At 68.1% G+C, this 23,565-nt stretch carries 24 protein-coding genes; 12 read left to right on the top strand and 12 right to left on the bottom strand.

The genetic code is table 11. The features are described 5' to 3' along the window. Positions 1-52 precede the first annotated feature (52 nt). Positions 53-445: a heavy metal-responsive transcriptional regulator gene (locus ABD089_RS13535; protein ID WP_343886990.1), complete on the bottom strand. Its 393-nt coding sequence runs from the start codon at positions 443-445 to the stop codon at positions 53-55. Between the two features lie 55 nt (positions 446-500). On the opposite strand from ABD089_RS13535, the gene ABD089_RS13530 reads away from it, so the two are divergent. Together ABD089_RS13530 and ABD089_RS13525 are read left to right on the top strand one after the other, a co-directional pair. Then, positions 501-812, top strand: a complete 312-nt coding sequence (locus ABD089_RS13530; RefSeq protein ID WP_343886989.1) for a DF family (seleno)protein — start codon at positions 501-503, stop codon at positions 810-812. Beyond that, entirely contained in the window at positions 812-2,164 is a 1,353-nt protein-coding gene (locus ABD089_RS13525) for a dihydrolipoyl dehydrogenase family protein (protein WP_343886988.1), read from the top strand. Before ABD089_RS13530 ends, ABD089_RS13525 begins: the two co-directional genes overlap by 1 nt. A gap of 128 nt (positions 2,165-2,292) precedes the next feature. Here the strand turns inward: ABD089_RS13525 and ABD089_RS13520 are convergent, their stop codons facing one another. From ABD089_RS13520 to ABD089_RS13505, 4 genes are all read right to left on the bottom strand, one after another. After that, positions 2,293-2,628, bottom strand: coding sequence for a YnfA family protein (locus ABD089_RS13520; RefSeq protein ID WP_343886987.1), 336 nt, complete (start codon positions 2,626-2,628; stop codon positions 2,293-2,295). 67 nt (positions 2,629-2,695) lie between these two features. After that, positions 2,696-3,610 carry a cation diffusion facilitator family transporter gene (locus tag ABD089_RS13515; protein WP_343886985.1) on the bottom strand — a complete coding sequence of 305 codons (915 nt, stop codon included), beginning with the start codon at positions 3,608-3,610 and terminating at the stop codon, positions 2,696-2,698. Next, a complete protein-coding gene (locus ABD089_RS13510) occupies positions 3,607-5,622 on the bottom strand; it encodes a heavy metal translocating P-type ATPase (protein ID WP_343886984.1) in 2,016 nt (671 codons plus the stop codon). The genes ABD089_RS13515 and ABD089_RS13510 overlap by 4 nt, the downstream gene beginning before the upstream one ends. Beyond that, on the bottom strand, positions 5,619-6,044 hold the full coding sequence (locus ABD089_RS13505) for an ArsR/SmtB family transcription factor (protein ID WP_343886983.1): 426 nt from the start codon (positions 6,042-6,044) through the stop codon (positions 5,619-5,621). Before ABD089_RS13505 ends, ABD089_RS13510 begins: the two co-directional genes overlap by 4 nt. Positions 6,045-6,165: 121 nt before the next feature. Here ABD089_RS13505 and ABD089_RS13500 point away from each other — a divergent pair, with 121 nt between their 5' ends. The 3 genes from ABD089_RS13500 to ABD089_RS13490 all read left to right on the top strand — a co-directional run bounded on the left by ABD089_RS13500 (position 6,166) and on the right by ABD089_RS13490 (position 8,218). Further along, entirely contained in the window at positions 6,166-6,648 is a 483-nt protein-coding gene (locus ABD089_RS13500) for a hypothetical protein (protein WP_343886982.1), read from the top strand. A 165-nt stretch (positions 6,649-6,813) separates the two neighbouring features. Beyond that, a complete protein-coding gene (locus tag ABD089_RS13495; protein WP_343886981.1) occupies positions 6,814-7,605 on the top strand; it encodes a DsbA family protein in 792 nt (263 codons plus the stop codon). Further along, positions 7,598-8,218 carry a vitamin K epoxide reductase family protein gene (locus ABD089_RS13490; protein WP_343886980.1) on the top strand — a complete coding sequence of 207 codons (621 nt, stop codon included), beginning with the start codon at positions 7,598-7,600 and terminating at the stop codon, positions 8,216-8,218. The genes ABD089_RS13495 and ABD089_RS13490 overlap by 8 nt, the downstream gene beginning before the upstream one ends. 314 nt (positions 8,219-8,532) lie before the next feature. Here the strand turns inward: ABD089_RS13490 and ABD089_RS13485 are convergent, their stop codons facing one another. Beyond that, positions 8,533-8,763, bottom strand: coding sequence for a helix-turn-helix domain-containing protein (locus ABD089_RS13485; protein WP_343886979.1), 231 nt, complete (start codon positions 8,761-8,763; stop codon positions 8,533-8,535). 390 nt (positions 8,764-9,153) lie between these two features. On the opposite strand from ABD089_RS13485, the gene ABD089_RS13480 reads away from it, so the two are divergent. Beyond that, positions 9,154-10,410, top strand: coding sequence for an allophanate hydrolase-related protein (locus tag ABD089_RS13480; RefSeq protein ID WP_343887011.1), 1,257 nt, complete (start codon positions 9,154-9,156; stop codon positions 10,408-10,410). Continuing rightward, positions 10,407-11,081: a cysteine hydrolase family protein gene (locus ABD089_RS13475; protein ID WP_343886978.1), complete on the top strand. Its 675-nt coding sequence runs from the start codon at positions 10,407-10,409 to the stop codon at positions 11,079-11,081. The genes ABD089_RS13480 and ABD089_RS13475 overlap by 4 nt, the downstream gene beginning before the upstream one ends. A gap of 343 nt (positions 11,082-11,424) precedes the next feature. Here ABD089_RS13475 and ABD089_RS13470 read toward each other — a convergent pair whose 3' ends face one another. From ABD089_RS13470 to ABD089_RS13460, 3 genes are all read right to left on the bottom strand, one after another. After that, a complete protein-coding gene (locus ABD089_RS13470) occupies positions 11,425-11,619 on the bottom strand; it encodes a hypothetical protein (RefSeq protein WP_343886977.1) in 195 nt (64 codons plus the stop codon). A 126-nt stretch (positions 11,620-11,745) separates the two neighbouring features. Next, positions 11,746-12,210, bottom strand: coding sequence for a YbhB/YbcL family Raf kinase inhibitor-like protein (locus tag ABD089_RS13465; RefSeq protein ID WP_343886976.1), 465 nt, complete (start codon positions 12,208-12,210; stop codon positions 11,746-11,748). 72 nt (positions 12,211-12,282) lie between these two features. Beyond that, complete coding sequence (locus ABD089_RS13460; RefSeq protein WP_343886975.1) at positions 12,283-14,817, bottom strand: DEAD/DEAH box helicase; 2,535 nt, start codon at positions 14,815-14,817, stop codon at positions 12,283-12,285. Between the two features lie 76 nt (positions 14,818-14,893). Between ABD089_RS13460 and ABD089_RS13455 the strand changes: the two genes are divergently transcribed. Together ABD089_RS13455 and ABD089_RS13450 are read left to right on the top strand one after the other, a co-directional pair. Continuing rightward, complete coding sequence (locus ABD089_RS13455; protein WP_343886974.1) at positions 14,894-15,745, top strand: cytochrome c biogenesis CcdA family protein; 852 nt, start codon at positions 14,894-14,896, stop codon at positions 15,743-15,745. Beyond that, positions 15,735-16,355: an aldolase gene (locus ABD089_RS13450; protein WP_343886973.1), complete on the top strand. Its 621-nt coding sequence runs from the start codon at positions 15,735-15,737 to the stop codon at positions 16,353-16,355. The genes ABD089_RS13455 and ABD089_RS13450 overlap by 11 nt, the downstream gene beginning before the upstream one ends. Before the next feature lie 63 nt (positions 16,356-16,418). On the opposite strand, the gene ABD089_RS13445 is transcribed toward ABD089_RS13450, so the two are convergent. Together ABD089_RS13445 and ABD089_RS13440 are read right to left on the bottom strand one after the other, a co-directional pair. Then, complete coding sequence (locus ABD089_RS13445; protein WP_343886972.1) at positions 16,419-17,282, bottom strand: DsbA family protein; 864 nt, start codon at positions 17,280-17,282, stop codon at positions 16,419-16,421. Positions 17,283-17,291: 9 nt separating this feature from the next. Next, entirely contained in the window at positions 17,292-18,302 is a 1,011-nt protein-coding gene (locus tag ABD089_RS13440) for a collagen binding domain-containing protein (RefSeq protein WP_343886971.1), read from the bottom strand. A gap of 204 nt (positions 18,303-18,506) precedes the next feature. On the opposite strand from ABD089_RS13440, the gene ABD089_RS13435 reads away from it, so the two are divergent. Next, complete coding sequence (locus ABD089_RS13435; protein WP_343886970.1) at positions 18,507-19,088, top strand: TetR/AcrR family transcriptional regulator; 582 nt, start codon at positions 18,507-18,509, stop codon at positions 19,086-19,088. 170 nt (positions 19,089-19,258) lie between these two features. Further along, positions 19,259-20,491, top strand: coding sequence for an SH3 domain-containing protein (locus tag ABD089_RS13430; RefSeq protein ID WP_343886969.1), 1,233 nt, complete (start codon positions 19,259-19,261; stop codon positions 20,489-20,491). Positions 20,492-20,601: 110 nt separating this feature from the next. On the opposite strand, the gene argE is transcribed toward ABD089_RS13430, so the two are convergent. Beyond that, complete coding sequence (argE, locus tag ABD089_RS13425; protein ID WP_343886968.1) at positions 20,602-21,762, bottom strand: acetylornithine deacetylase; 1,161 nt, start codon at positions 21,760-21,762, stop codon at positions 20,602-20,604. Positions 21,763-21,865: 103 nt separating this feature from the next. Here argE and pgi point away from each other — a divergent pair, with 103 nt between their 5' ends. Continuing rightward, positions 21,866-23,539: a glucose-6-phosphate isomerase gene (pgi, locus tag ABD089_RS13420; protein ID WP_343886967.1), complete on the top strand. Its 1,674-nt coding sequence runs from the start codon at positions 21,866-21,868 to the stop codon at positions 23,537-23,539. The last annotated feature ends 26 nt before the right edge of the window (positions 23,540-23,565 follow it).

Raw genomic sequence — 23,565 nt, 5'->3', positions numbered from 1 at the left:
TGGTTCGGCGCGGCTCCTGATTCGTGGCACGGCCATGACACTTCCAGTCAGGTCAGGTGAGTATGTGGCAGATGTCGTCGTCTGCGCAGTCCGCGGGGTCGAGCAGGCGGCTGTGTTGGAGTAGTCCTTCGAGTTCCGCTTGCAGGGCGGCAAGGTGTCTTATGCGTGCGCGGACTTCGACCAGCTTGTTGTCGATGAGCGTGACCACGTGCGCACAGGGGACAATCCCGTCCTCGCGAAGCTCGATGATGCGGTGGATCTCGGACAGTGTCATGCCTGCTGCTTGCGCCAGATTGACGAAGCGCAACCGGGCGAGCGTCGAATCGTCGTAGACGCGGTAGCCGTTGGGGCCCCGGGACGCCTCGGGCAGGAGGCCCTTGCGTTCATAGAACCGAATGGTTTGCCTGCTCATCCCAGTTGCCAGGGCAAGCTCACCGATCAACATCTCTTCCGCCCCCTACTTGACCTTCTACCACGGTACAAGGTTTACCGTCGTGGACATGGACGTCTCACTGTTGTACTTCGACGACTGCCCGAACTGGAAGATCGCCGCCCGACGACTTGACGCGATCGCTGCCGAGTCACCGGGGGTCGTAGTAAGCCATCGCCGCGTCGAAACGCTGGAAGACGCAGAACGGCTGCGGTTCCTCGGCTCGCCGAGCATCCTGGTCGACGGTGTGGATGTCTTCGCTGGGCCAGGCTCGAGCGTGGGATTGTCCTGCCGGATCTACCGGACCCCTGACGGGATGGCTGGCGTGCCCTCCTTGGAGCAACTCCGGGGAGCGCTTGGTCTTTCGCGCGATGAGGCGTGATGACCCCCGGCTATGACCTGATCGTGATCGGCGCGGGCATGGCTGGTGTGACTGCGGCGAACAAGTGTGCTGCCGCGGGCTGGCGCGTCGCGATCGTCGACGCGCTTCCGTACGGCGGCACCTGCGCACTGCGTGGGTGCGACCCGAAGAAGATCCTGCGTCGCGGTGCCGAGATCATCGACAGCGCCCGACTGATGCGGGGCAAAGGAATCGACGCTGCCGGCCTGTCGATCAACTGGGCCGACTTGATCCAGCACAAGCACGGCTTCACCGACCCGGTCCCGAGAAGGATGGAGGACGGACTCTCCGGCAACGGAGTGGACGCGCTGCACGGCCAGGCGCGGTTCACTGGACCGAACACCATGGCGATCGAGGGCATCTCCTACCACGCCGCACACTTCCTGATCGCCGCCGGCGCTCGCCCCCGGCCACTGGAATTCCACGGTCACGAACACCTGGTCGACAGCACCGACTTCATGGAGCTCCCCGCATTGCCGCGACGGATCCTGTTCGTCGGTGGCGGTTTCATCTCCTTCGAGTTCGCCCACATCGCGGCACGCGCGGGCAGCACCCCGGTCATCCTCGACCGCGGGCCAAGGCCGCTCAAGGCGTTCGACCCCGACCTCGTCGAACTCCTGGTCAGCCGCGGCGGTGAGGTTGGGATCGAGTTGTGGCGCTCCACCACGATCACCGCGATCGAGAAGTCCCGGAGAGGGTTTCAGGTCAGTGTGGAGCGATCCGGTCAATCCGAGACGGTGGGGTTCGACCTCGTCGTGCACGGAGCCGGCCGAGTCCCGGAGCTGGCCGGCCTCAACCTGGACGCCGCCGCGGTCGAGTGGGACGAACGTGGAGTGCGGGTCTCTCCCCACCTGCAGAGCACCAGCAACGCAGCCGTCTACGCCGCCGGCGACGCCGCCAACACCCCGGGGATGCCGCTGACCCCAGTCGCGGTGTTTGAGGGCAAGGTCGCCGCGTCCAACATGCTCAAGGCCTCGACGACCGTCCCCGACTACAGCGGTGTCCCCACGGCGGTCTTCACGATCCCCGAAGTGGCTCGGGTCGGGATGCTCGAACAAGAAGCCCGCGATCAAGGCATCGACATCGACGTCCGCTACCGCGACACCAGTGGCTGGTACTCCAACTACCGGATCGGTGAGACCACCGCAGCCACCAAGATCCTTGTCGACCGATCCAGCGACCGGATTGTCGGAGCGCACCTTCTCGGCCCCGAGTACGGCGAGGTCGTCAATCTCATCGCCCTCGCCATGAAGCTCAACCTGACCACCAGTCAACTGAAGTCAATGACTGCTGCCTATCCCACCGTCGGGTCAGACCTCAGCTCGATCCTCTGACTTGGCCCGGCACAGGGGGCGCCACGGCGAGCAGTTCCGGTCACCGAGCCAGATCCTTGACGCTGGAAACGGCCACCACACTGCCGGTCTGGTCATCGCCGTCTCAGAAGATGCGCGTGGGACTGGGGTCAGGCGGCGCGTGGCGAGTACATGATGACGGCGACGCCGATCAGGCACATGAGGGCGCCGAGGATGTCGTAGCGGTCGGGACGGAAGCCGTCGAAGGTCATGCCCCACACAAGGGAGCCTGCGACGAAGACTCCGCCGTAGGCGGCGAGGATGCGGCCGAAGTTCGGGTCGGGTTGCAGGGTGGCGACGAAGCCGTACAGGCCGAGGGCGATGACGCCGGCACCGATCCAGATCCAGCCGCGGTGTTCGCGTACTCCTTGCCAGACGAGCCAGGCTCCGCCGATCTCGGCGATGGCTGCCGCGATGAACAAGGCGATTGATCTGAGTGTGTCCATGGTGCAAGTTTCCCAGCTCGGAGTGTCGCCAAGAGCTGTGTACCCCTGGCCTGCGGGTTGGGGGGAGCTAGCTGTGTGTGGTGTGTTCGCGTTGCGCGTGGTCGGGTGATTCGAGTTGGAAGGTGGAGTGCTCGACGCTCACGTCGAAGTGGTCGGCCACACACGCTTGGAGATCAGTCAGCATCTGGGCGGCGTGGCCGTCGGCGAAGCAGGCCTCCTCGACCACAACGTGGGCGGTGAGGACCGGCAGACCGGTGGCGATGGTGGAAGCGTGCAGGTCGTGCACCCCCACCACGTGCGGCACCTCCAGGATGTGACGACGGACCTCTTCGAGGTTCAACCCCGGAGGAGTGGACTCCAGCAGGATGCTCCCCGCCTCCCGCAGGATGGTGATCGCCCGCGGCACGATCAGGGTCGCGATCAGCATGCCTGCGAGGGCGTCGATCCGGGTCCACCCTGTCAGCGCAATCACGACCGCGCTCACGATCACCGCCACCGATCCGAGGGCGTCGTTGACGACCTCAAGGAAGGCGGCGCGCATGTTGAGGTTCGCACCGCGGCCCGAGCTGAGTACCAGCATCGAGACGATGTTGCCGACCAGACCGACGATGCCGAACACCAGCAGCCCGCCGGCGGTGACCTCCGGGGGCGTCCACAGGCGCCGAACACCCTCGACGAACGCGTACACCCCGACCCCGAGCAGGACCGCGGCTTGGGCTCCAGCGGCCAGCACTTCGGAGCGCCGCCAACCCCAGGTGCGTTCGGGGGTGGGTGGACGAAGGGCGAGGTTTGCGGCGATGAGCGCCATCAGCAGGCCCGAGGCGTCGGTGAGCATGTGGCCGGCGTCGACCAACAGCGCCAGGCTGTTGGTCCACCACGCGCCGATGAGCTCGGCGACCAGGATGGTGACAGTGATCCCGAACGCGATCGCCAACTTGCCCCGATGGGTGCCCTGCGGCGCGTGGTCGTGGCCCGTGCTCACGCTGTCGCTCCTTGGAGGGCGGGCCTGTCGGCCAATGCGGTGAGGGTGGGCAGGTGGGTGGTGCGGCCAGCGCGGACACCGTTGGCGATCACGAACACCTCGGCCACCTCGTGAACCAGCACCACGGCCGCCAACCCCAGGACGCCGAACAGGGCGAGCGGGATCAGGACCGCGATCAACGCGATCGACAGGACCACGTTCTGCAGCATGATCCGGCGCGTGTAGCGGGCGTGATCGAACGCGTGCGGCAGGAGGCGCAGGTCGTCGCCCATCAGGGCGACGTCGGCGGTTTCGATGGCGACGTCGGTGCCCATGGCGCCCATGGCCACGCCCAGGTCGGCGCTGGCCAGCGCGGGGGCGTCGTTGACGCCGTCGCCGACCATCGCGGTGACCTGGCCCCTTTCCCGCAGCCTGTGGATGATGGTCGACTTGTCCTCGGGTCGCAGGTCGGCGTGCACGTCGGTGATCCCGGCCTCGGCGGCGAGGGCTCGGGCGGTGGTGGGGTTGTCCCCGGTGAGCATCGCGACGGCGTAGCCGTGGGAGCGGAAGTGGGCGACGACATGGGCGGCTTCGGGGCGGAGTTCGTCGCGGACCGCGATCGCGCCGGTGGTCTGCCCGTCGACCTCGACGAGGACGGCGGTGGCCCCGGCTTGTTGCATCCGGTCGATGTCGCCGGCGAGTGGGCCTGCCTCGATCCAGCCGGGACGCCCCAACCTTAGGCTGTGCCCGTCCAGGGTGCCGGTCAGTCCGGCGCCGACGGCCGCCTGCACGTCGTCGGCGGTCGTGGTGGTTTCGGTGGCGGCGAGGATGGCTTTGGCGAGGGGGTGCTCGCTGCGTGCCTCAAGCGCGGCGGCCCAGGCGAGCACCTGCTCGCGGGTGTGCGGGCCGGTGGTTGTCACCTCGATGACGATGGGTTGGTTGCGGGTGAGGGTTCCGGTCTTGTCCAGGGCGACGGTGCGGACCTTGCCGAGGACCTCCATCGCGGCGCCACCCTTGACGAGGATGCCGCGCCGGCTGGCCGCCCCGATGGATGCCACGACGGTGACCGGCACCGAAATGGCCAGGGCGCAGGGGGACGCGGCGACCACCATGACCAGCGCTCGTTGCAGCCACAGGCCGGGGTCGCCCACGGCGAAGCCGGCGACCACAGTCAAGGCCGCTGCAAAGAGGATCCCCGGTACCAACGGTTTCGCGATCCTGTCGGCGAGCCGTTGGGTGGCCCCGCGCCGGGACGACTCGGCCTCGACGATGTGCACGATCCGGGCCAGCGAGTTGTTGTCCGCCGTCGAGGTCACCTCCACCTCGAGGATGCCGGTGCCGTTGATCGCACCGGCGTACACCTCGTCGGAGGGGCCGACCTCGATCGGCATGGATTCGCCGGTGATCGCCGAGGTGTCCAAGGCTGTCCGTCCGGTGCGGATGACGCCGTCGGTGGCGAGCCGTTCGCCCGGCTTGACCACCATCAGGTCGCCCAGGATGAGCTCGTCGGGATCGACGACAACCTCCACACCGTCGCGCAGCACGGTGGCCTGCCGGGGGACCAGGTCAAGCAGGGCGCGCAAACTGTGCCGGGTCCTGGCCAGCGAGTAGTCCTCCAGGCCCTCGCTGAGGGAGAACAGGAACGCCAGAGTCGCGGCTTCCTCGACCTGGCCCAGGAGGGTGGCGCCCACGGCGCCGATGGTCATCAGTAGACCCACTCCCAGCTTGCCCTTCGCGAGCTTCTTCAACGCACCCGGTACGAACGTCGACCCGCCCACCAGCAACGCCACCCCACTCAGGACGAGCCCGACCGTCTCCCATCCGGCCAGGCCGGCCAGGAAACCGGCCAGCAGCAGGACGCCGGACACCAACCCCAGCTGGATGTCACGCACCTGCCACAGGTGCTCCACCGCATCGTCGTCGTCATCCTCGTGGTCTTCAACATCGCCGAGCACGTCCCGATCCGCCAGCGCGTCGTCAGCCTCCTGGGTGTCGACGGGTGTCTTTCGCCCGGACGTGTCGTGCTGGCTCATCGCGTGCCTCCCATGCTGGCGTGGGTCTTCAACTCATCTGGTGTCGGGTTCCCGACTGTCCCCACGCCGTAGTTGGGACACAGCGCCACCGCATAGCCGGTGCTGGCCAGCAGCTGCTCGGCCGCCCCCAGGACCGCCAGCAGTTGTGGCGCGCAGGTCAGCGAGAACAACGACGCCCGCCCCTCGGGCCGCGACGACACCAGGCCGCACTCGCGCAGGCAGGCCAAGTGTGCGCTCACCGTCGACTGCGCCAGCCCCAAGTGCTCGGTCAGGTCCCGCACCCGGTGCTCGCCCAAGGTCAGGTGCTGCAGGATCGCCAGCCGGGAAGGGTCAGATAGCCCGTGGAACAACGCTGCCGCGACGCTGAGGCCCCCCTGGGCCTCGGTCACCGTACAGCCCGAACTAGTCGATGTGATCGTCATGCGACGATGATAGCGCATGGCGGGTTAGGAGTGGGATCGGTTGCACTCGACCGTATGATGGGGCCGCTAGCTTGTTCGAAAGGCAGGTCCTCCGCTGAGACGGTTACAGGGCGTCGGGGTGGTGGCCGGGCGCGTGGTGCCACTGGCGCTGCTCGCGCTGGCCGCCTCGTCGGTGCTGCCTCGGATCGAGATGGGATCGGGCCCCGAGATGGCCTGTGTCAGCCTGCCGTCCGGGTTGTCCTGGCTAGGGCTGCACCTGGACCTGGTCCGCGAGAACCAGGCGTGCGCAAGCGGCATGGTCGACGCTGCGCAGGCCGTGGTGCATGCCAACCACTTGGTGCTAGCCCTCTGTCTGTCCACGTTGGGGTTGGCCCTGCTCGGACTGCTGAACGTTGTCGGCCTCGGTGTGGCGTTCCGGGTGCTGTTGCGCCGTGCCCGCGCCTGGCTGAGCCGACACACCCTTGTGGCACGCTCCACGCTGTCGGTGCCAGTCAGTCCCCGAGCCCCGCGGCTTGGCGCGCCCCGGGTTCCAGACCTCCGTCGCGTGGCCTCGCGGCGAGCGCTCAGCCGGCGGGGTCCGCCCAGGCTTCTTCTGCTGGGCTGACTGCCACCATCGGCCGCCGTCACGGGCGAGCCGGTGAGCGAATGCACGCGGCTTGAGGGCCTCCCTGGTGGAGGCCGCCCCTCCCCGCTGCCTTGGTGTCAGCGCGTCCAGCACCGGCCCCCGGGCGACCGCGCCCTCACCCAAGCCAATCGAAAGCTGACACGCATGCCCAAGACCACTCCGCCCCCTGCGTCCACCCCTCCGTCCGGAAGCCGCCGCCAGCAACTGGCCGCCCAACAGGCCCAGGCTGCCCGAGAGCAACGCATCCGCCGACGCGTCACCATCATCCTGGTGGCCACGGTCGCCGCCACCCTGATCGGCGTCCTGGTCTGGGTCGCGGTACTCGCCCAGACCCCGAAGCCCGGCACCCCAACCCCGGGGACCGTCACAGCCAACGCCGCTGCTGCGGGCAGTGATGCCTGGACCATCACGGTTGGCCAAACCGGCGCGCCGGTGAGAGTGAGCGTGTACCAGGACTACATGTGCCCCTTCTGCGGCCGCTTCGACGCCACCAACGGCGACGAACTCAACCGTCTGGTGGCCGAGGGCACCATCCAACTCGAGATCCACCCCATGTCCTTCCTCGACCGGGCCTCCAACGGCACCCGCTATTCCACACGCGCGGCCAACGCGTTCGTCACCGCCGCCAAGGCCGACCCCGACAGCGCGATGGCCTTCAACGACGCGCTCTTCGCCAACCAGCCCACCGAGGGTGGCAACGGACTCACTGACGACCAAATCGCCACGTTGGCGACCGCCGCCGGGGTGGACCCAAACGTGGTCGCCGGCTTCAAGCAGCAGGCCAACACCAGCTGGGTCGACCAGGGCACCAAGGCCGACTTCGCCTCCGGCATCACCGGCACCCCCACCGTTCTCATCGACGGCAAGCCCTTCAAGGGCGACCTCTACTCCGTCGGGCCCCTCACCACCGCGATCAAGGCCGACGCGAATGACTGAGCTGATGGAACGCTGGCATCGGCTGCGGCAGGCCGACACCTGGACCTTCGCCACCATGTTGTTCTCGGCAGCCCTGAGCCTGACCGCCTCCTTCGTGCTGTCCGTGGACGCGGTCGCCCTGGCCGCCAATCCCGACGTCAACCTCTCCTGCAACATCAACGCCACCATCAGCTGCGGCACCGTCGGCCAGTCCTGGCAGGCCAGCGTCTTCGGATTTCCCAACGCCTTCCTCGGTCTCATCGCCGAACCAGTCGTGATCACCATCGCCCTCGCCAGCCTGGCCAGTGTCCGGTTCCCCAGATGGTTCATGTTCGCCGCGCAAGTCGTCTACACCCTCGGATTCCTCTTCGCCTACTGGCTGTTCTATGAAGCCATGTTCAACATCGGAGCACTCTGCCCCTGGTGCCTGCTCGTCACGCTGTCCACCACCTTGGTGTTCGCCTCCCTCACGCGGTACAACATCCGCCACGACAACCTGTACCTACCCCCACGGGCACAAGCCGCGCTGCTTGCGGCGCAGCGGATGGCGCTGGACGCCCTCGTCGTGTGGCTGTGGCTCACCTTCATCGTCGCCGCCATCGTGCTGCGATACGGCACCAGCCTGTTCGCCTGACCACCGGGCTCAGGCGACCCAATCTCCCGACGAGATCGCCGACCCGTCAAGAACGTCGACAAACCCATCGGCCGCGTCTCCCCGCTTGAAACAGAAATGGGCGTTCGTGGGCCTCTCCAGCGCATCACCAGCCCCCTCGACACGGACCAATATCCCCTACGACGTCACCATTCAGTCATCCCAGTTCGCGGCGTGTAAAGGTTCCCGTCCGGCGAGGTACAGAACACGATCGACCACCAGGGCCGAATGAGTTGACCCGCGCCGTGATCTGGGCCACCCCCCACACCGCAGCCATTGGCTTCGAGGGGCGAGCGCTACGACGCCCGTCGCGCCTGCCGGCGTCGCGTAGAACTGAACTCCGACTCGGGGGTCCACTGCGGGTACCGACGGAACATGGCGTCGACGTCGTCCGGGTCCAGCCTGAGGATGCGGCCGCATCGGTACACGGGCAGGACGCCCTCGGCGATTCGCCGGCGGATGGTCTTCACGCTGACCCCGATCCGGGCGGCGGCCGTGGGCAACGACTCGTAGGTCCGTATGGTCATGGCACTGTCCCTTCCTGGGCCCTGGCGGGGCCTCAAGGACACAAGACCGGTTCGACGTACTCCAGGCCGCAGCCCCCGGACCGGTCTCCCTGTGACTCCCCAGGTCGCTTCCTGGGCGAGCGGCGAGCAGTCATCCCTTGTGGGAGCGGGGTTGCGCGACCCACGAGGCCGGAACGAGATCAAGAGCAAGGTGAGGCCGTTCTTGTGCCGAGCGGTTGGCCCGGTGACCGTGACCCAACATTCGCCCGTGTTTTTGGCGCGGCATCAGGGCACGTCAGGCCTTGTGGGCAAGGAGTTAGGCCGTTTGCGCCAAGGAGTTGGCGACGTCCGTAGCCCAACTCGCGCAGAAGGCTTCGCGTTCGATCACCTGACGGCCACCGCCGCCCGTCAATCCAGCGTGGTCCGGGACTCGGCGGAGGGAGTGGTGGCCTGGATGAGCGCGCGCAGGTCGGCGTCGGCCTCAAACCCACTCTGGGCCTGGTCTCCACCACCGGCGTAGTGCCCGCGTGCCGCAGCTACGACACCGTCTCCGTATTCGGTGCCAACCTCACGATCGCCACTGCCGCCCTGCGCACGATCGCCCAGTGCGACCCCCACGATGCCCGCTCACGGACTTGGCCCGCTGACGCGCCCTTGGCCGCTCCCCGAAGCCCGCGCCTGGCCATCCCCGCGCCGCCCAACCTGACCAGCCTGGACCGAGAAACGGCCCGTGACTTTGCTACAGCCCGTGAGCGCCTCGCCTCTCTCGGACTGACCACCGTCGAGGTCGACATCGACCCCCTGTTCCAAGCCGCGCGGCTGCTCTACGACGGCGCCTTGGTCGCAGAGCGCGCCGAGGCATTCGGTGAGGTCGCCGCCCAACACCCCGGTGAGCTCGATCCCGTGGTCGAGAAGATCGTCGCTGCCGCCTGCAAGACCCAAGGGGCCCAGGTCATCCGCGACCAGCACCACCTGCTCGCCGCCAAACGCCACGTACGCACTCTGTTCCGTGACATCGACATCCTGCTCGTGCCAACGTCGCCGATCCACCCCACCACCGACGCCGTCGCCGACGACCCCATCGGGCTCAACAGCACGATCGGCACATTCACCAACTTCGTGAACCTGCTGGACCTGTGCGCCGTCGCCATTCCGGGCCTGCCCGAACAGACAACGACCACCACCGACGGCATCACGCTCATCGGTCCCGCCTTCCACGACCAAGTCTTGCTCGACGTGGGCGCCCGGATCCTGGGCGAGCAATCACCCCTGCTCCCGCCGGGCGGGACCGAGGTCGCAATCTTCGGCGCCCACATGAGCGGCCAGCCCCTCAACCACGAACTGGAACAGCTGGGCGCCCGCCACCTCGGCGAGATCACCACCAGCAACGACTACCGCATGATCGTGCTCGACATGACTCCCCCACGTCCAGCGATCGTCCCCGCCCCGGGCACCGGTGCCGTCTTGCGCGGAGAGCTTTGGCGCATTCCCACCGCAAACGTGGGCACCTTGGTCACCGACCTGTTCAAGCCGCCACTCGGCCTCGGACACATCACCACCGCGAATGGCTCATCCACCTTGGCCTGCGTCGGCATCGGCGCCACCGGCGAGGACATCACCGCCACCGGCAACTGGGCGCAATGGCTGCACGACCAGGAGGAACGATGACCACGATCAGGGCTATCCCATCACCCTTCGAGTTCGACCTGGATCGTGCCGCCTTGGTGTGCATCGACTTCCAGCGCGACTTCATGGAGGAAGGCGGTTTCGGTGCCTCCCTGGGCAACGACGTCACCCCCCTGCGTGCCTCGGTCGAACCCACCCGCGCACTCTTGGGAGCATGGCGGTCAACAGGCCGACCCGTGATCCACACCCGAGAAGGACACCGGCCCGACCTGTCAGACCTTTTCCCCTCGAAGCTCAACCGCGGCAAGCGCACGCTGCGAATCGGCGACCCCGGCCCCCGTGGACGCGTCCTCATCCGCGGGGAAGAAGGCCATGAAATCATCGACGAACTCGCCCCAATCCCAGGGGAGGTCGTGCTGGACAAGCCCGGCAAAGGGGCCTTCTACGCCACTGACCTCGAAACCATACTTCGAGCCCAAGGCATCGCCCAGCTGGTCATCTGTGGAGTCACGACAGAGGTATGCGTCCAGACCACCGCGCGCGAAGCCAACGACCGCGGATTCGAGTGCCTCGTTCTGTCCGACTGCACCGCCTCATACTTCCCCGAATTTCACGAACATGCCCTGGCCATGATCAGCGCGCAGGGCGGCATCGTCGGCTGGGTCACGAAATCACAATCATTGCTCCACGCGCTGATGACGCCCACGACGTAACCACAAACCTCACTCGAGGGGTTGGACGTGGCACTCGACGGCTGGACCTCGGAAGGGGTCATCGTCGAGGGCACCTCGCCTGATCCGTCATCCGGCGTCAAGCCGATCCGGTGAAGGGCGTCGAGTCCGTCGTCCCGCTCGGTGCCGGGCAGGTGCTGTCGCTGATCAGCACCACTGGCAAGCACCGATTCGCGACGACACGCGCCGACGCCACCCAGGGGGCTGCAGCACGTCCATGCTCTCGGTGACCAGGTGCAGGGCTGACAGCGCCCAACGACGACGGACTGGGTGGGGTTCCTGCCAACTACGGCAGTAACTCCACCCAGTCCGGGGTGCTGAGAACTCAGTGCTCGTCGTTCTTCACGGTGCCGTCGTTGTGCGCGTGCTCGTGGTGCACCACGCCGCGCGTGACGCCCTTGTAGCCCGTCTGGTCGACGTGGGTCTCGTCGCGCTTGGTGTTGCGGTAGCCGGTCTGGTCCAGCTCGACGTCAGTGCGCTCGGCCTCGTTGTAGCTGCCGTCGGGCGTGTGCTCGCTCATGGTCGTTCCCTTCATGGTTGTGTCGTCATGGTTGTGTCGTCATGGTTGTGCCGTCATGGTTGACGCTAGGGGGTGCGCCGCCCAGCGTCCAGAGGTTCTTGTCGCCCGCTGAACCAGCCTGCGAACTCAGCTCTGCAGCGCGAACAGGCCGGTGAAGCTCGCCTCGTCCAGCGCCTGCGCCAGAATCGTGAACCGCAGCGGCGCACTGGGGGCGTCGTCGGGCACGTCCAACTTCTCGGTCGGCATCGCGTAGACGGTGAAGACGTAGTGGTGCGCGGGTCCGGGTGGCGGGCACGGGCCGCCGTAGCCCACATAGCCGTAGTCGTTGACCCACTCCCGTACCGACGACGGCAGTTCGGCGCCCTCCTCCAGCGAGGTCACGTCCGCGGGGATGTCCACGGCGACCCAGTGCCACCAGCCCGAGCCGGTCGGGGCGTCCGGGTCGTAGCAGGTGATCGCGAAACTCTTCGTCCCCTCCGGCGCATCGCTCCACGCCAGGGCCGGACGGACGTTCTCACCGCCCGCTCCCTGCTCGGCGTACCGCAGGTCGATGTTCGTCCCGGCAGGGATCGAGGTGCTGGTCAGCTCCATGTTTCCTCCTCGGTGGTCGCTCACGACGAGCCTAGGACCAGACGAGCCGAACCAACAGCAGTTCGCGACGAACTACGAATCCACCCGGGCGAAACCGAGCACGTGCAACACCAGCTCGCCGGCCTCGTCACACGCGTCCAGGTCGATGGAGGCGTGCAGCTGCCAGTCGTGGTCGCCTTCGGGGTCGGCGATGATCTGCGCCACCCGCCAGGTCCGTCCGAACTCCTCGACGACGAACAGCTTCGGGCCGCGCGCGTCCCCGTCCAGACCGATCTCGTCGTGGTCGTCCCAGTAGGCACCCAGGGCCTTGTCCCAGGCATCCGCGGTCATCACGACCTGCGGATCGCGAGCATCCAGCTCAGCCAGCTCGTCGACCAGGTCGTCGGCCATCAGCTCCACGTGCCGGAACATCGCATTGCGCACCAGCACCCGGAAGGCCCGCGCGTTCCCGGTCACCGGACGCTGTGGCGCCGTCGGGTGCGTCAGCGCCTTCAACCGGGCCTCGGCATCGGCGTCCGGGTCGGTCAGCGCCTCCCACTCGTCCAACAACGAGCTGTCGGTCAGCCGGATCACCTCGCCCAGCCACTCGACCAGGTCTTCCAGTTCCTCGGTGACGAAGCGCTCGGGGACGCTGTGCCGCAGCGCCCGGTAGGCATCGCTGAGGTAGCGCAGCAGCAGCCCCTCGACCCGCTCGATCTTGTGGAAGGCGACGTACTCACCGAAGGTCATCGCCCGCTCGAACATTTCCCGGACGATCGACTTGGGGCTCAGCTGCGCCTCGGCCAGCCAAGGATGCGCGGCGGCGTAGACGGTCAGCGCGTGCTGCAGCAGCTCCTCGAGCGGCTTGGGCCAGGTGACCTCCTCCAGCGCCGCCATCCGCTCCTCGTACTCATAGCCGTCCGCCTTCATCTCCGCGACGGCCTCCCCACGCGCCCGGAACTGCTGCTGCAGCAGGATCGGCATCGGGTCCTCCAGCGTCGACTCGATGACGCTGACCAGGTCGAGCGGGTAGGTGTGCGAGTCCTCGTCCAGCAGCTCGAAGGCCGCCATCGCGAACGCCGACAACGGCTGGTTCAACGCGAAGTTCGACTGCAGGTCGACGTCCAGCTCGTAGCGGGTCGGCTTGCCCGGCTCATGGTGCGCGACGACGATCCCGGCCTCGATCAGGGAGCGTCCGATCTGCAGGGCCCGGCGCAGCAACTGCCTCTGGGCCTTGGGATCCGACACCGCCCCCTGCACCAGTGAGACCACCGACTCGGTGATCGGCTCGTCGCGCTCCAGCAGGTTCAACAGCATCGCGTGCGTGATCCGCATTCGCGCGTGCAGCGTCTCGGGGGTGGAGCCGATCAGCCGATGGAAGCCCTCCTCGGTCCAGCTGACGAAACCCTCCGGCGGCTTCTTGCGCACCACCTTGCGCTGCTTCTTCGGGTCGTCGCCGGCCTTGGCCAGCAGTCGCTCGTTCTCGATCACGTGCTCGGGTGCCTGCGCGACGACATAACCGGTGGTGTCGAAACCGGCCCGCCCCGCACGTCCGGCGATCTGGTGGAACTCCCGCGAACGCAGCGTCCGCACGCGTCGTCCGTCGAACTTCGTCAACGCGGTGAACAGCACCGTGCGGATGGGGACGTTGATGCCGACGCCCAAGGTGTCGGTGCCGCAGATCACCTTCAGCAGGCCACGCTGGGCAAGCGTCTCGACCAGCCTCCGGTAGCGGGGGAGCATCCCGGCGTGGTGCACGCCGATCCCTGCCCGGACGAGCTTCTCCAGCGTCTTGCCGAAGCCGCCGGCGAACCGGAAGTGGCCCATCGCGTCGACGATCTCGTGCTTCTCGGCGGTGTTCACCAGGGTCACCGACAGCAGCGACTGCGCGCGCTCCAGGGCAGCGGCCTGGGTCTGGTGGACGATGTACACCGGCGCCTGGTGGGTCTTGACGAGTTCCTCGACGGTCTCGTGGATGGGCGTCATCGCCCAGGTGTAGACCAGCGGGACCGGGCGGATGGCGTCCGCGATGACGGCGGTCTCGCGTCCGGTGCGGCGCGTCAGGTCGTCGCACAACTGGGTGACGTCGCCGAGAGTGGCCGACATGATGACGAACTGCGCCTGCGGCAGTTCCTGGACGCCGACCTGCCAGGCCCACCCGCGGTCGGGGTCGGCGATGAAGTGGAACTCGTCCATCACGACCTGGCCGACGTCGGCCGTGCGTCCCTCGCGCAACGCCAGGTTCGCCAGGATCTCCGCGGTGGCGCAGATGATCGGCGCGTCCTGGTTCACCGACGCGTCACCGGTGACCATGCCGACGTTCTCGGCGCCGAAGGCATCACACAGCGCGAAGAACTTCTCGCTGACCAGGGCCTTGATCGGCGCGGTGTACCAGGTGCGGTGCCCCTCGGCGACGGCAGCGAAGTGCGCCGCCAGCGCGATCAGCGACTTGCCCGAGCCGGTCGGGGTCATGACGATCGCATTGTTGCCGCTCAGGATCTCCAGGATCGCCTCCTTCTGGTGCGGGTACAGGCTGATCCCGCGGCTGGTGGTCCAGTCGGTGAAGGCGGCGTAGAGGGCGTCGGGGCCGCGGTCGCCCGCGGCGGGAAGGTGCTCGAGGAGGTTCATTGCGCTCCATGCTGTCATGGACCGGGAAAAGGTGGCGTCGGCGGGCTGACAACCATCCCCCGATAGCCTTCGGGACGTGCAGCAGACCAGCTTCGTGGTGGCCTTCCTCGGCGGCGTCGCGGCCCTCTTCAGCCCGTGCGCGGCCTTGTTGCTGCCCAGCTTCTTCGCCTTTGCCTTCACCCGTACCGGAACCCTGGTCGGGCGCTGCGTCCTGTTCTGGTTCGGCCTGCTCTGCACGATGGTTCCCCTGGGTGTGCTCGCCGGCTCACTGGGGCAGGCGCTCCCGATCAACCCCCAGCAACTCCTGCGCGTGGGCGCCGTGGTGTTGCTGGCACTGGGGCTGGTCACCGCCGCTGGCTTCTCCCTGCGCCTGCCCGGTGCCGGGACCCGCGCCAACCGTCTCGACCCGGCCACCCCACTGGCGATCTGGACCCTTGGCGCCAGCTATGGCCTGGCCACCGGCTGCACCGGGCCCATCCTCGGCTCGGTGCTCACCATGGCCGCGATGGGCGGATCACCCGTCCATGCCGCCCTCCTGATGGCCACCTTCGCGTTGGGGATGGTGGTGCCGTTGTTCCTGCTCGCGCTGGTCTGGGACCGTCTCGGGCTGTCCCGCCGCAGCTGGCTGCGCCCGCGTCCGGTCACCTTCGGGCCGATCGGCGGCATCGGGCCGCTCATTACCACCGTCACCCAGATCATCACCGGACTGGTCTTCGTCGCGCTGGGCGGCTTCCTGCTGATCACCGGCGGCACGGCGGGCGGGTTGCTCGACGCCGATCGCCAGTACCGGCTGGAGAACTGGATCCATGGGCTCGGCGGCACCGGCGCCGCCGTGGGCGTGCTGGTCGGCGTCGTGCTGCTGGCCGGCGGGCTGGCCTGGGTGTGGTTGGACGAACGCGATCGGGCAGGATTGCCGCATGGAGACTGAGACCCGCCTGCCCGCCGCACTGCTCGACACGAAGATCTGCGCGCTGGTGCCGCAGGCGGCCACCGGTTCGCTGGTCGGCGCGATCGAGGTGATGGTGCAGGAGGGCATCCGCGTGTTCAGCCTGCCCGCCGGACGCGCGGACGACCTCGCCCGGCTGGCGGCCATCTTCGGTCCCCGAGCCACCTTCATCGCGCACGACGTCGAACTCGACCAGCTGGACGAGGTGCTGGCCGGCCCCGCGCCAGTCGTGATGCCGCGCTGGGTGGACGCTGGGATCGTCGCCCGCATCCACGACGCCGGACGTGCGGTGGTCGGCCTGGCGCTGACCCCCACCGAGATCCGAGCGACGGCCTCGACGGGCGTGGACGCGGTGGTCGTCGCCCCGGCCGAGGTGATGGGGGCGTCCTACCCGGAGTTCCTGGCCGACCTGACCCCGGGCGTCGTGCTGGGCGCTCGCGGGGGTCTGGGTGCCTACTCCGCCCGTCGCTGGGTCGAGAACGGCGCCGCCTTCGTGATGTTGGACGCTGCGTTGGTCGGGGACGCCTTCACCGGCGGTCCGTTGGGCAGCCTGCGGGAGCGCTGCCAGACCTTCGTCACCGCCGTCGAGTAGTTCCCGAGGGGGCGAGCCCGGGAGCCCGGCCAACACTCGCCGAGGGGTCCCTGTGGCCAGCTACTACTTCCTGCCGCCGTGGCCCTCGATCACCTGGGTGAACACGGCAAGGGGTTGCGCTCCCGAGAGCGGGGTCGTGTTGATGATGAAGAACGGCGTCCCGGTGAGCCCGATCTCGCGGGCCTCCGCGGTGTCCTTGTTCACGGCTGCCGCGATCTCGGCCGAGGCGTAGTCCTTCTTGAACTGCACCATGTCGTTCACGCCTGCCTTCTCGGCAAAGGCGAGCAGGTTCTTCTCGGTGATGGTGGGGTGACCACTGGTCGGGGCCTCGTCATGCACCGCCGCGTAGAACTGCCAGAAGCGTTCCTGCTCCCCGGCCGCTCTCGCCGCCTTCGCGGTGTTCAGTGACTCGTCCCCGAACAGCACCAGGTCGCGGTGCTCGATGCGCAGCGAACCGGAGCGAACATAGGGCTTGAGTTCCTCCAAGGTCGTCCGGGACCACACCGAGCAGAAGGGGCAGCGGAAATCACTCCACGTCACCATGACGACCGGCGCGTCCACCTCCCCCATCGCGGTCGGGTCACCCGGTGTGCGGTGCGGCAGCTTCTTCATCAGCTCCACGGCCTGGGCGGACGGGGTGGAGGGCGCGGCCGACGCGACTGCCCCGGTAGCAGCCCCACTCGGCGTTGCCGTCGTGGTCTGGTTACGCAGCCGCTGAAGTTCCTGCCCCTGCGCGAACAACAGACCAGTGAGTCCGATCGACAAGGCGGTCAGCATCGCCACCAGCACCCACGGCAACCGGTTCGTCGGCTTGCTGGCGCGCATCTGCTCCGGCCGCATCCAGCCGTCCGAGGGGGCGTTCCCCGGCGCCGTCTGCGCTGACGGTTCGGACATGTGCGGGCCGGGTTCGGACTGCTCGGAAGACATGGCCCAACCCTAGTCGGGGCCGCCGATCAGGCGTCCCTCGACCTCTTCCTCGACGCCGGCCTCATCGCCCATCCCGCGCCCGAGCATCCCCACCGAGACGGCCAGCCCGATGCCCACCAGCCCCGCCATCGCCCACGCACCAGCGGGGACGGCAGCCACCCCGCCACCAGCCGGTGGTGTCGTCGGCGGGGTCACCGGAGCCGGGGGGGCGCTCGCGACCGTCGGGCGGTTCAGGTCAGGGTCGAGCGTGCCGATCGCCTCCGGGGAGGCCATCTCGGTGGCGCTCGGCTCGGCACGGGCAGACGGGCTCGCGCTCCCGGGCAGCACCGCATAGGTCACGGGGACGGGCTTGGCGCCATACCCGCTGAGACCATCCAGCACGACCTGGATCGTCGCCGTTCCCACGGTGCTGTCGGCAGGGATGGTGAAGCTTCCCGAGAACCGTCCCTGGGCGTCCGTCGCGAACGAGTCCGTCCACTCGCCGTCGGGGAAATGGCCCTGCACGAAGACGCCCGCCAGGGCCATTCCGGCCGTGTCGGTCACACGTCCCGACAGCACCAGGCTGCTGGACGCACGCCCGCGCGGGTTGTTGATCGCCGCGCTCAACCGGGCGGTCCGCAGCCGTCCGACGGTTACCTTCCCGTGGACGGTCGCCTCGGTCCAGCCGGTGACCGGTTCGGTGGAGACGACCACCTCGTGGCTGCGCACGGGAGTGCCCGCCGGCACCCGATGCGAAAAGTTGAACGAACCATTTCGGGCAGTGGTCTGGGACGTCTGCCACACACCGTCCAGGGTCAGTTGGATCGTTCGTCCAGCAAGCGGGCGCCCCGTGTCCGACACGAGTTTCCCAGTCACCGAGAGGGTGCTGCCCTGGCCCGCAAAGCTGGCATTGAGGCGCGGTTCTGCCAGTACCTGAAGGGAAGTGGGTGGGCTGGGGGCCGCTGCCGCGACGCCGCCATAGGGCGCCGCGATCGCAGCTGCCAGCACCATTGCAGCCAGTGCTGGGTGTTGTGTTCGCATGGTCCTCCCGTCGTGCCGGCGCGACCAAATCTAGGCATGCAAGCGGTGGCGAATTGGGGGGCTCGCCGTGCCACACTGGGAAGCGATGGTTGAAATGGACCATTGTCTGTTGTGCTCGACTCCCTCGGGGGGAGAAGGCACCCGCGCCTCTGTCAACGGGCGCGGGCCGTGTTCTTGGTAGTTGGAGGTTCGGGGATGACTCGGATGAGTCTGGCGGAGCGCCGCCACAAGTTGATCGAGGCCGCGCTGCGGGTGATCGGGGAGAGCGGCGTTCCCGCCGCGACGACACGGGCGATCGCGGCCGAGGCCGGGATGCCGCTGGCGAGCTTCCACTACGCCTTCGAGAGCCACCAGAATCTGATGGGCGAGGCCCTCTCCGCCCTGGTCACCGGCGAACTGGCCGACGACGTGGCCTGGCGGCCCGAGGGCGATTCCGTGGAGGGCCTGGTGGCCAGCATCCTCGGCCACCACCTGGACGACCTGGTGGCACGCACCGAGGTGCATCGCACCCTCTGCGAGCTGTGCGACTACGCGCTGCGTACCGAGGGCCTGCAGGAGGTGCCCGCCGAATGGCGCCAGCGTCGTCTGGAGCAGCTGACCGCGTCGCTGGAGGCCCACGAGAGGGCGTCCGGCATTCGGCTGCCGCGGCCGGTGGATGACTTCGCGCAATACCTGCTCGTCACCTGCGACGGTATGACCGGCACCTACCTCGCCACCCATGATGAGGGGCTGGTGCGTGGAGTCGCCGGGTCTTGCTCGACGATGGTCGGGAGCATCGCGGCCTGACTTCAGCTCGGCAACGACGCGCCACTCGAGAGGGTGGCGCGGCCGTGGGCCTGCTGTGACCAGCGGGTTTGGTGACACTCAGGAAATCCTTATAGTTGTCTCAGTATCCTTGGTGGTGCCGTTCGCGGTACGCCGAACTTTCCTGACCACGATCCCGAGGGGACCCTCTCTTGTCGACGCCCCGTCGCTCCCTGTCCGATGCCGACCTGACGCCCGAGGTGTCCACCAACCCTCGCCGTGGCGTTGCCGTCCCCGGCGACGCGTTCGAGGCGGTCGAGATCCCGGCGGCCTTCGCTGGCGACGAGGGCAGCTTCGCCACGGAGGCTCCCCGCGATCTGGTGCGCACCACCATCGCCCCGATCGCCGCCACGGCAGCCCTGGCGATCGTGCTGGGCGCCGGTGTGTTCGTCCCCTCGCGTGCGGCGGGCGATCTGGCGCACAGCCCCTCAGCGCCCACCAGCACCAGCGACACCCTTGACGTGCGGACGCGTGACAGCGTCTCGCGCTCCCTCGTGCGGCCGGCCGTGGCCTCGGCCACCGCCAGCGCCAGCGCCTCAGCCTCGGCCACTTCGAAGGCGACGAAGACCGCCACCCCCAAGGCGTCGGCCAAGCCCTCGGCGCCGAACACCACCGCGAAGGCCTCGGCCACCGCCAGTGCGTCCGCGACGAAGAAGGCCACCCCGGCAGCGACCGCGAGCGCCACCGCGACCGTGCCCGCGCTCGGCACCATCACCGGAACCCGCTACGCCACCTCCGTGGTGAACGTGCGAGCGCTGCCCAGCTCCAGCGCGCGCAAGCTGGACACCTTGCAGGTGGGCGAGAGCATCTCGGTCACCGACAACTTCATGAACGGATTCCGCCAGGTCAGCCTCGACGGCACGTCCGCCTGGGTGAGCCGCGACTACCTCGCGCGCGCCAAGCCGGTGGTCGCGACCGCCGACGACGCCGACGCCGACGCCTCGTCGTCCTCGTCATCCTCGTCAGGCTCGTCCAGCTCGAGCAGCAGCTCCAGCACGTCGAGCACCTCCACGAAGGCCGCGAGCACCTCGGGCAGCTGCACCGTCAGCACCTCGATCGTGAACCACCTGACCTCCTCGACGCGCAGCGTCTACCAAGCCGTGTGCGCGAACTTCCCCTATGTCACCAGCTACGGCGGCTACCGTGCGGGCGACTCTGGTGAGCACGGCCAGGGCCGCGCGCTCGACGTGATGATCTCCGGCTCGTCCGGCTGGGCGATCGCCAACTGGGCGCGCGCGAATGCGTCCGCCTATGGCATCACCGAAGTCATCTACAGCCAGCAGATCTGGACCACCCAGCGTGCGTCCGAGGGCTGGCGCTCCATGTCGGATCGCGGCAGCACCACCGCGAACCACTACGACCACGTGCACCTCACCGTCGGCTGATCCCGCCGGGGTGCTGCGCCGCCAATATCGGCATCCGTGCCGGATCCGGTCTCCCCACGGGACCGAATCCGTCCCTGGTGCCTTTTTTGGCGGAAGTGGGCTGACGCAGCTCAGCTGAGTTCGGCCACCAGGGCGAGCAGGTGGTGTGCGCAGGCGTCGAGCTGGCTCGGTTCGATCCACTCATCGGGCGTGTGGGCCTGGGCGATGTCGCCGGGGCCGCACACCACGGCCGGGATGCCGCCACGCGCGAACTGGCCGGCCTCGGTGCCGTAGGTCACCTTGTCGTCGCAGCGGGTGCCGCCGGTCGCTTCGGCGAGTTGCGCGGCCCATGCGTCGGCGGGTACGTCGAGGCTGGGTACGGCCGCGTCCACCACCAGCTGCACGTCGGCGGCCGGGTTCTCGGCCTGCATCAGCGCCCGCAGCCGGTCGACCTCGGCGCGGGTGCGCGCGAGCACGTCGTCGTCGTCCACCTCGGCGATGGAGCGGAACTCCAGCACCAGCTCTGCCTTCGCGGGGACGATGTTGACCGCCGTCCCGCCGGTGAACTGGTTGACGCCACCGGTGGACCACTTCAGGGGGTAGGCCTCGTCGAAGGGTCCCTCGGCCTTCCATGCGTCGGTCAGGTCGCGCCACCAGCAGGCCAGCTGAGCGGCGTACTCGACGGCATTGACGCCGTTGGCCGTCAGGGACGAATGCGCGCCGACCCCGGTGAAGGTGACCGTGTACAGGTTCACCGACTTGTGCGCGCGGATCACCCGCATGGAGGTGGGCTCGCCGACCAGCGCGGCGCGCGGTTCACGTCCCAGTTCGTGCAGCTTCGCGACGATGGCGTCCCCGCCCCGGCAGCCGACCTCCTCGTCGTAGCTGAAGGCCAGGTGGATGGGCTGGGAAAGCTGCGCGGCGGTGAGTTCGGGGAGCAGCGCCAGGATGGTGGCGAGGTAGCCCTTCATGTCTGCCACGCCGCGGCCATGGAGCTTGCCGTCGCGTTCGGTGACGGTCCATGGGTCGCTGGTCCACTGCTGGCCGTCGACGGGGACGACGTCCGTGTGCCCCGACAGCACCACGCCGCCGGTGGTGGTGCCGTCCGCAGCAGGGATGGTGGCCACCAGCCCCTGCTTGGTGCCATCTGGGTTGTCGAAGACGACCGGCTCCAGCCCATGGGTGCGCAGTTCGTCCGCGATCATCGCGATCAGCTTCCCGTTGGGGTTGCGGGAGGTGGTGTCGACCGCGACGAGCTTGCGCAGCCAGGGCAGGTAACGGGGTTCGGACATGTCGTCCTGTCTACCATCCGGTTCTGCCAATGATGCCGTCATGTCGGTGCCCTGATGGGCACACCCCTGTCCGCGGCGCACCGGCGGTGAATAGGGTGGAGCCATGCAGACACCGGTTGATGCCACCTCAACGTCCGCCTGGGCGGAACTGACCAAGCTCCACGACGCCTTCACTCCCGACCTGCGCGGCGCCTTCGCCGCCGACCCCGAGCGCGCGTCCCGCTACTCCTTCGATGCAGCAGACCTGCACGTCGACCTGTCCAAGAACTTCCTGGACGACGAGGTGCTCGCGGCCCTGCTCGAGCTGGCCGAACAGGTCAAGCTCCCCGAGATGCGCGAGGCCATGTTCACCGGCCAGCACATCAACGTCACCGAGGACCGCGCGGTGCTGCACACCGCCCTGCGCCTGCCGCGCGACGCCGAACTGGTCGTCGACGGCCAAGACGTCGTCGCCGACGTCCACGAGGTGCTCGACAAGATCTACGTCTGGGCCGAGAAGATCCGCAGCGGCGAGTGGAAGGGCGTCACCGGCAAGCCGATCACCACGGTCGTGAACATCGGCATCGGTGGCTCCGACCTGGGCCCGGTCATGGTCTACGAGGCGCTCAAGCCCTACAAGACCGGCCCGGACGCGCGCTTCATCTCCAACATCGACCCCAACGACTGCGCCGAGAAGGTCGCCGACCTCGACCCCGAGCAGACGCTGTTCATCGTGGCGTCTAAGACCTTCACCACGCTCGAAACCCTCACCAACGCCCGGATGGCGCGCGAGTGGCTGCTCGGCAAGCTGGCCGAGTCGGGTGCGATCGACGGCTCGGACGAGCAGGCCACCGACGCCGTCGCCAAGCACTTCGTCGCGGTCTCCACCGCGCTGGACAAGGTCGCCGCCTTCGGCATCGACCCGGAGAACGCCTTCGGCTTCTGGAACTGGGTCGGCGGACGCTACTCGGTCGGCTCGGCCGTGGGCACGTCGGTGATCGTCGCGCTCGGCAAGGAGAACTGGGAGAACTTCCTGGCCGGCATGCACGCGATGGACGTCCACTTCCGCGAGACCGAGCCGGGCAGGAATGTCCCGTTGCTGATGGGCCTGCTGAATGTCTGGTACACCAACTTCTTCGGGGCCGAGAGCCACGCGGTGCTGCCCTACGCGCAGTACCTGCACCGCTTCGCGGCGTACCTGCAGCAACTGACGATGGAGTCCAATGGCAAGCGCGTCCGCTGGGACGGCTCGGAGGTCACCACCGGCACCGGCGAGATCTTCTGGGGCGAGCCCGGCACCAACGGCCAGCACGCCTTCTACCAGCTGATCCACCAGGGCACGAAGCTGATCCCGGCCGACTTCATCGCCGTCGCCAACCCGGCCCACCCGGTCAAGGACGGGGAGACGGACGTCCACGAGCTCTTCCTCAGCAACTTCTTCGCCCAGACCGCGGCCCTGGCCTTCGGCAAGACGGCCGACGAGGTACGTGCCGAGGGGACGGCCGAGGCGATCGTCCCGGCCCGCACCTTCCCGGGCAACAGGCCGACGACCTCGATCATGGCGTCGTGGCTGACCCCGGCCGTGGTCGGTGAGCTGATCGCCCTGTACGAGCACATCACCTTCGTCGAGGGCATCGTGTGGGGCATCGACTCCTTCGACCAGTGGGGCGTCGAGCTCGGCAAGCAGCTCGCGCTGCAGATCGCCCCGGCGGTCCAAGGCGACCAGGACGCCAAGGCGAAGCAGGACTCGTCCACCCAGGGCCTGATCGACTACTACCTGGCGCACCGCGAGAACTGACCCATCACGAACGCAAACCGCGCCGC

This window comes from Luteococcus sanguinis (genome assembly GCF_039527675.1).
Lineage (GTDB): Bacteria > Actinomycetota > Actinomycetes > Propionibacteriales > Propionibacteriaceae > Luteococcus > Luteococcus sanguinis.
This window is presented reverse-complemented; position numbering and strand designations above follow the sequence as displayed.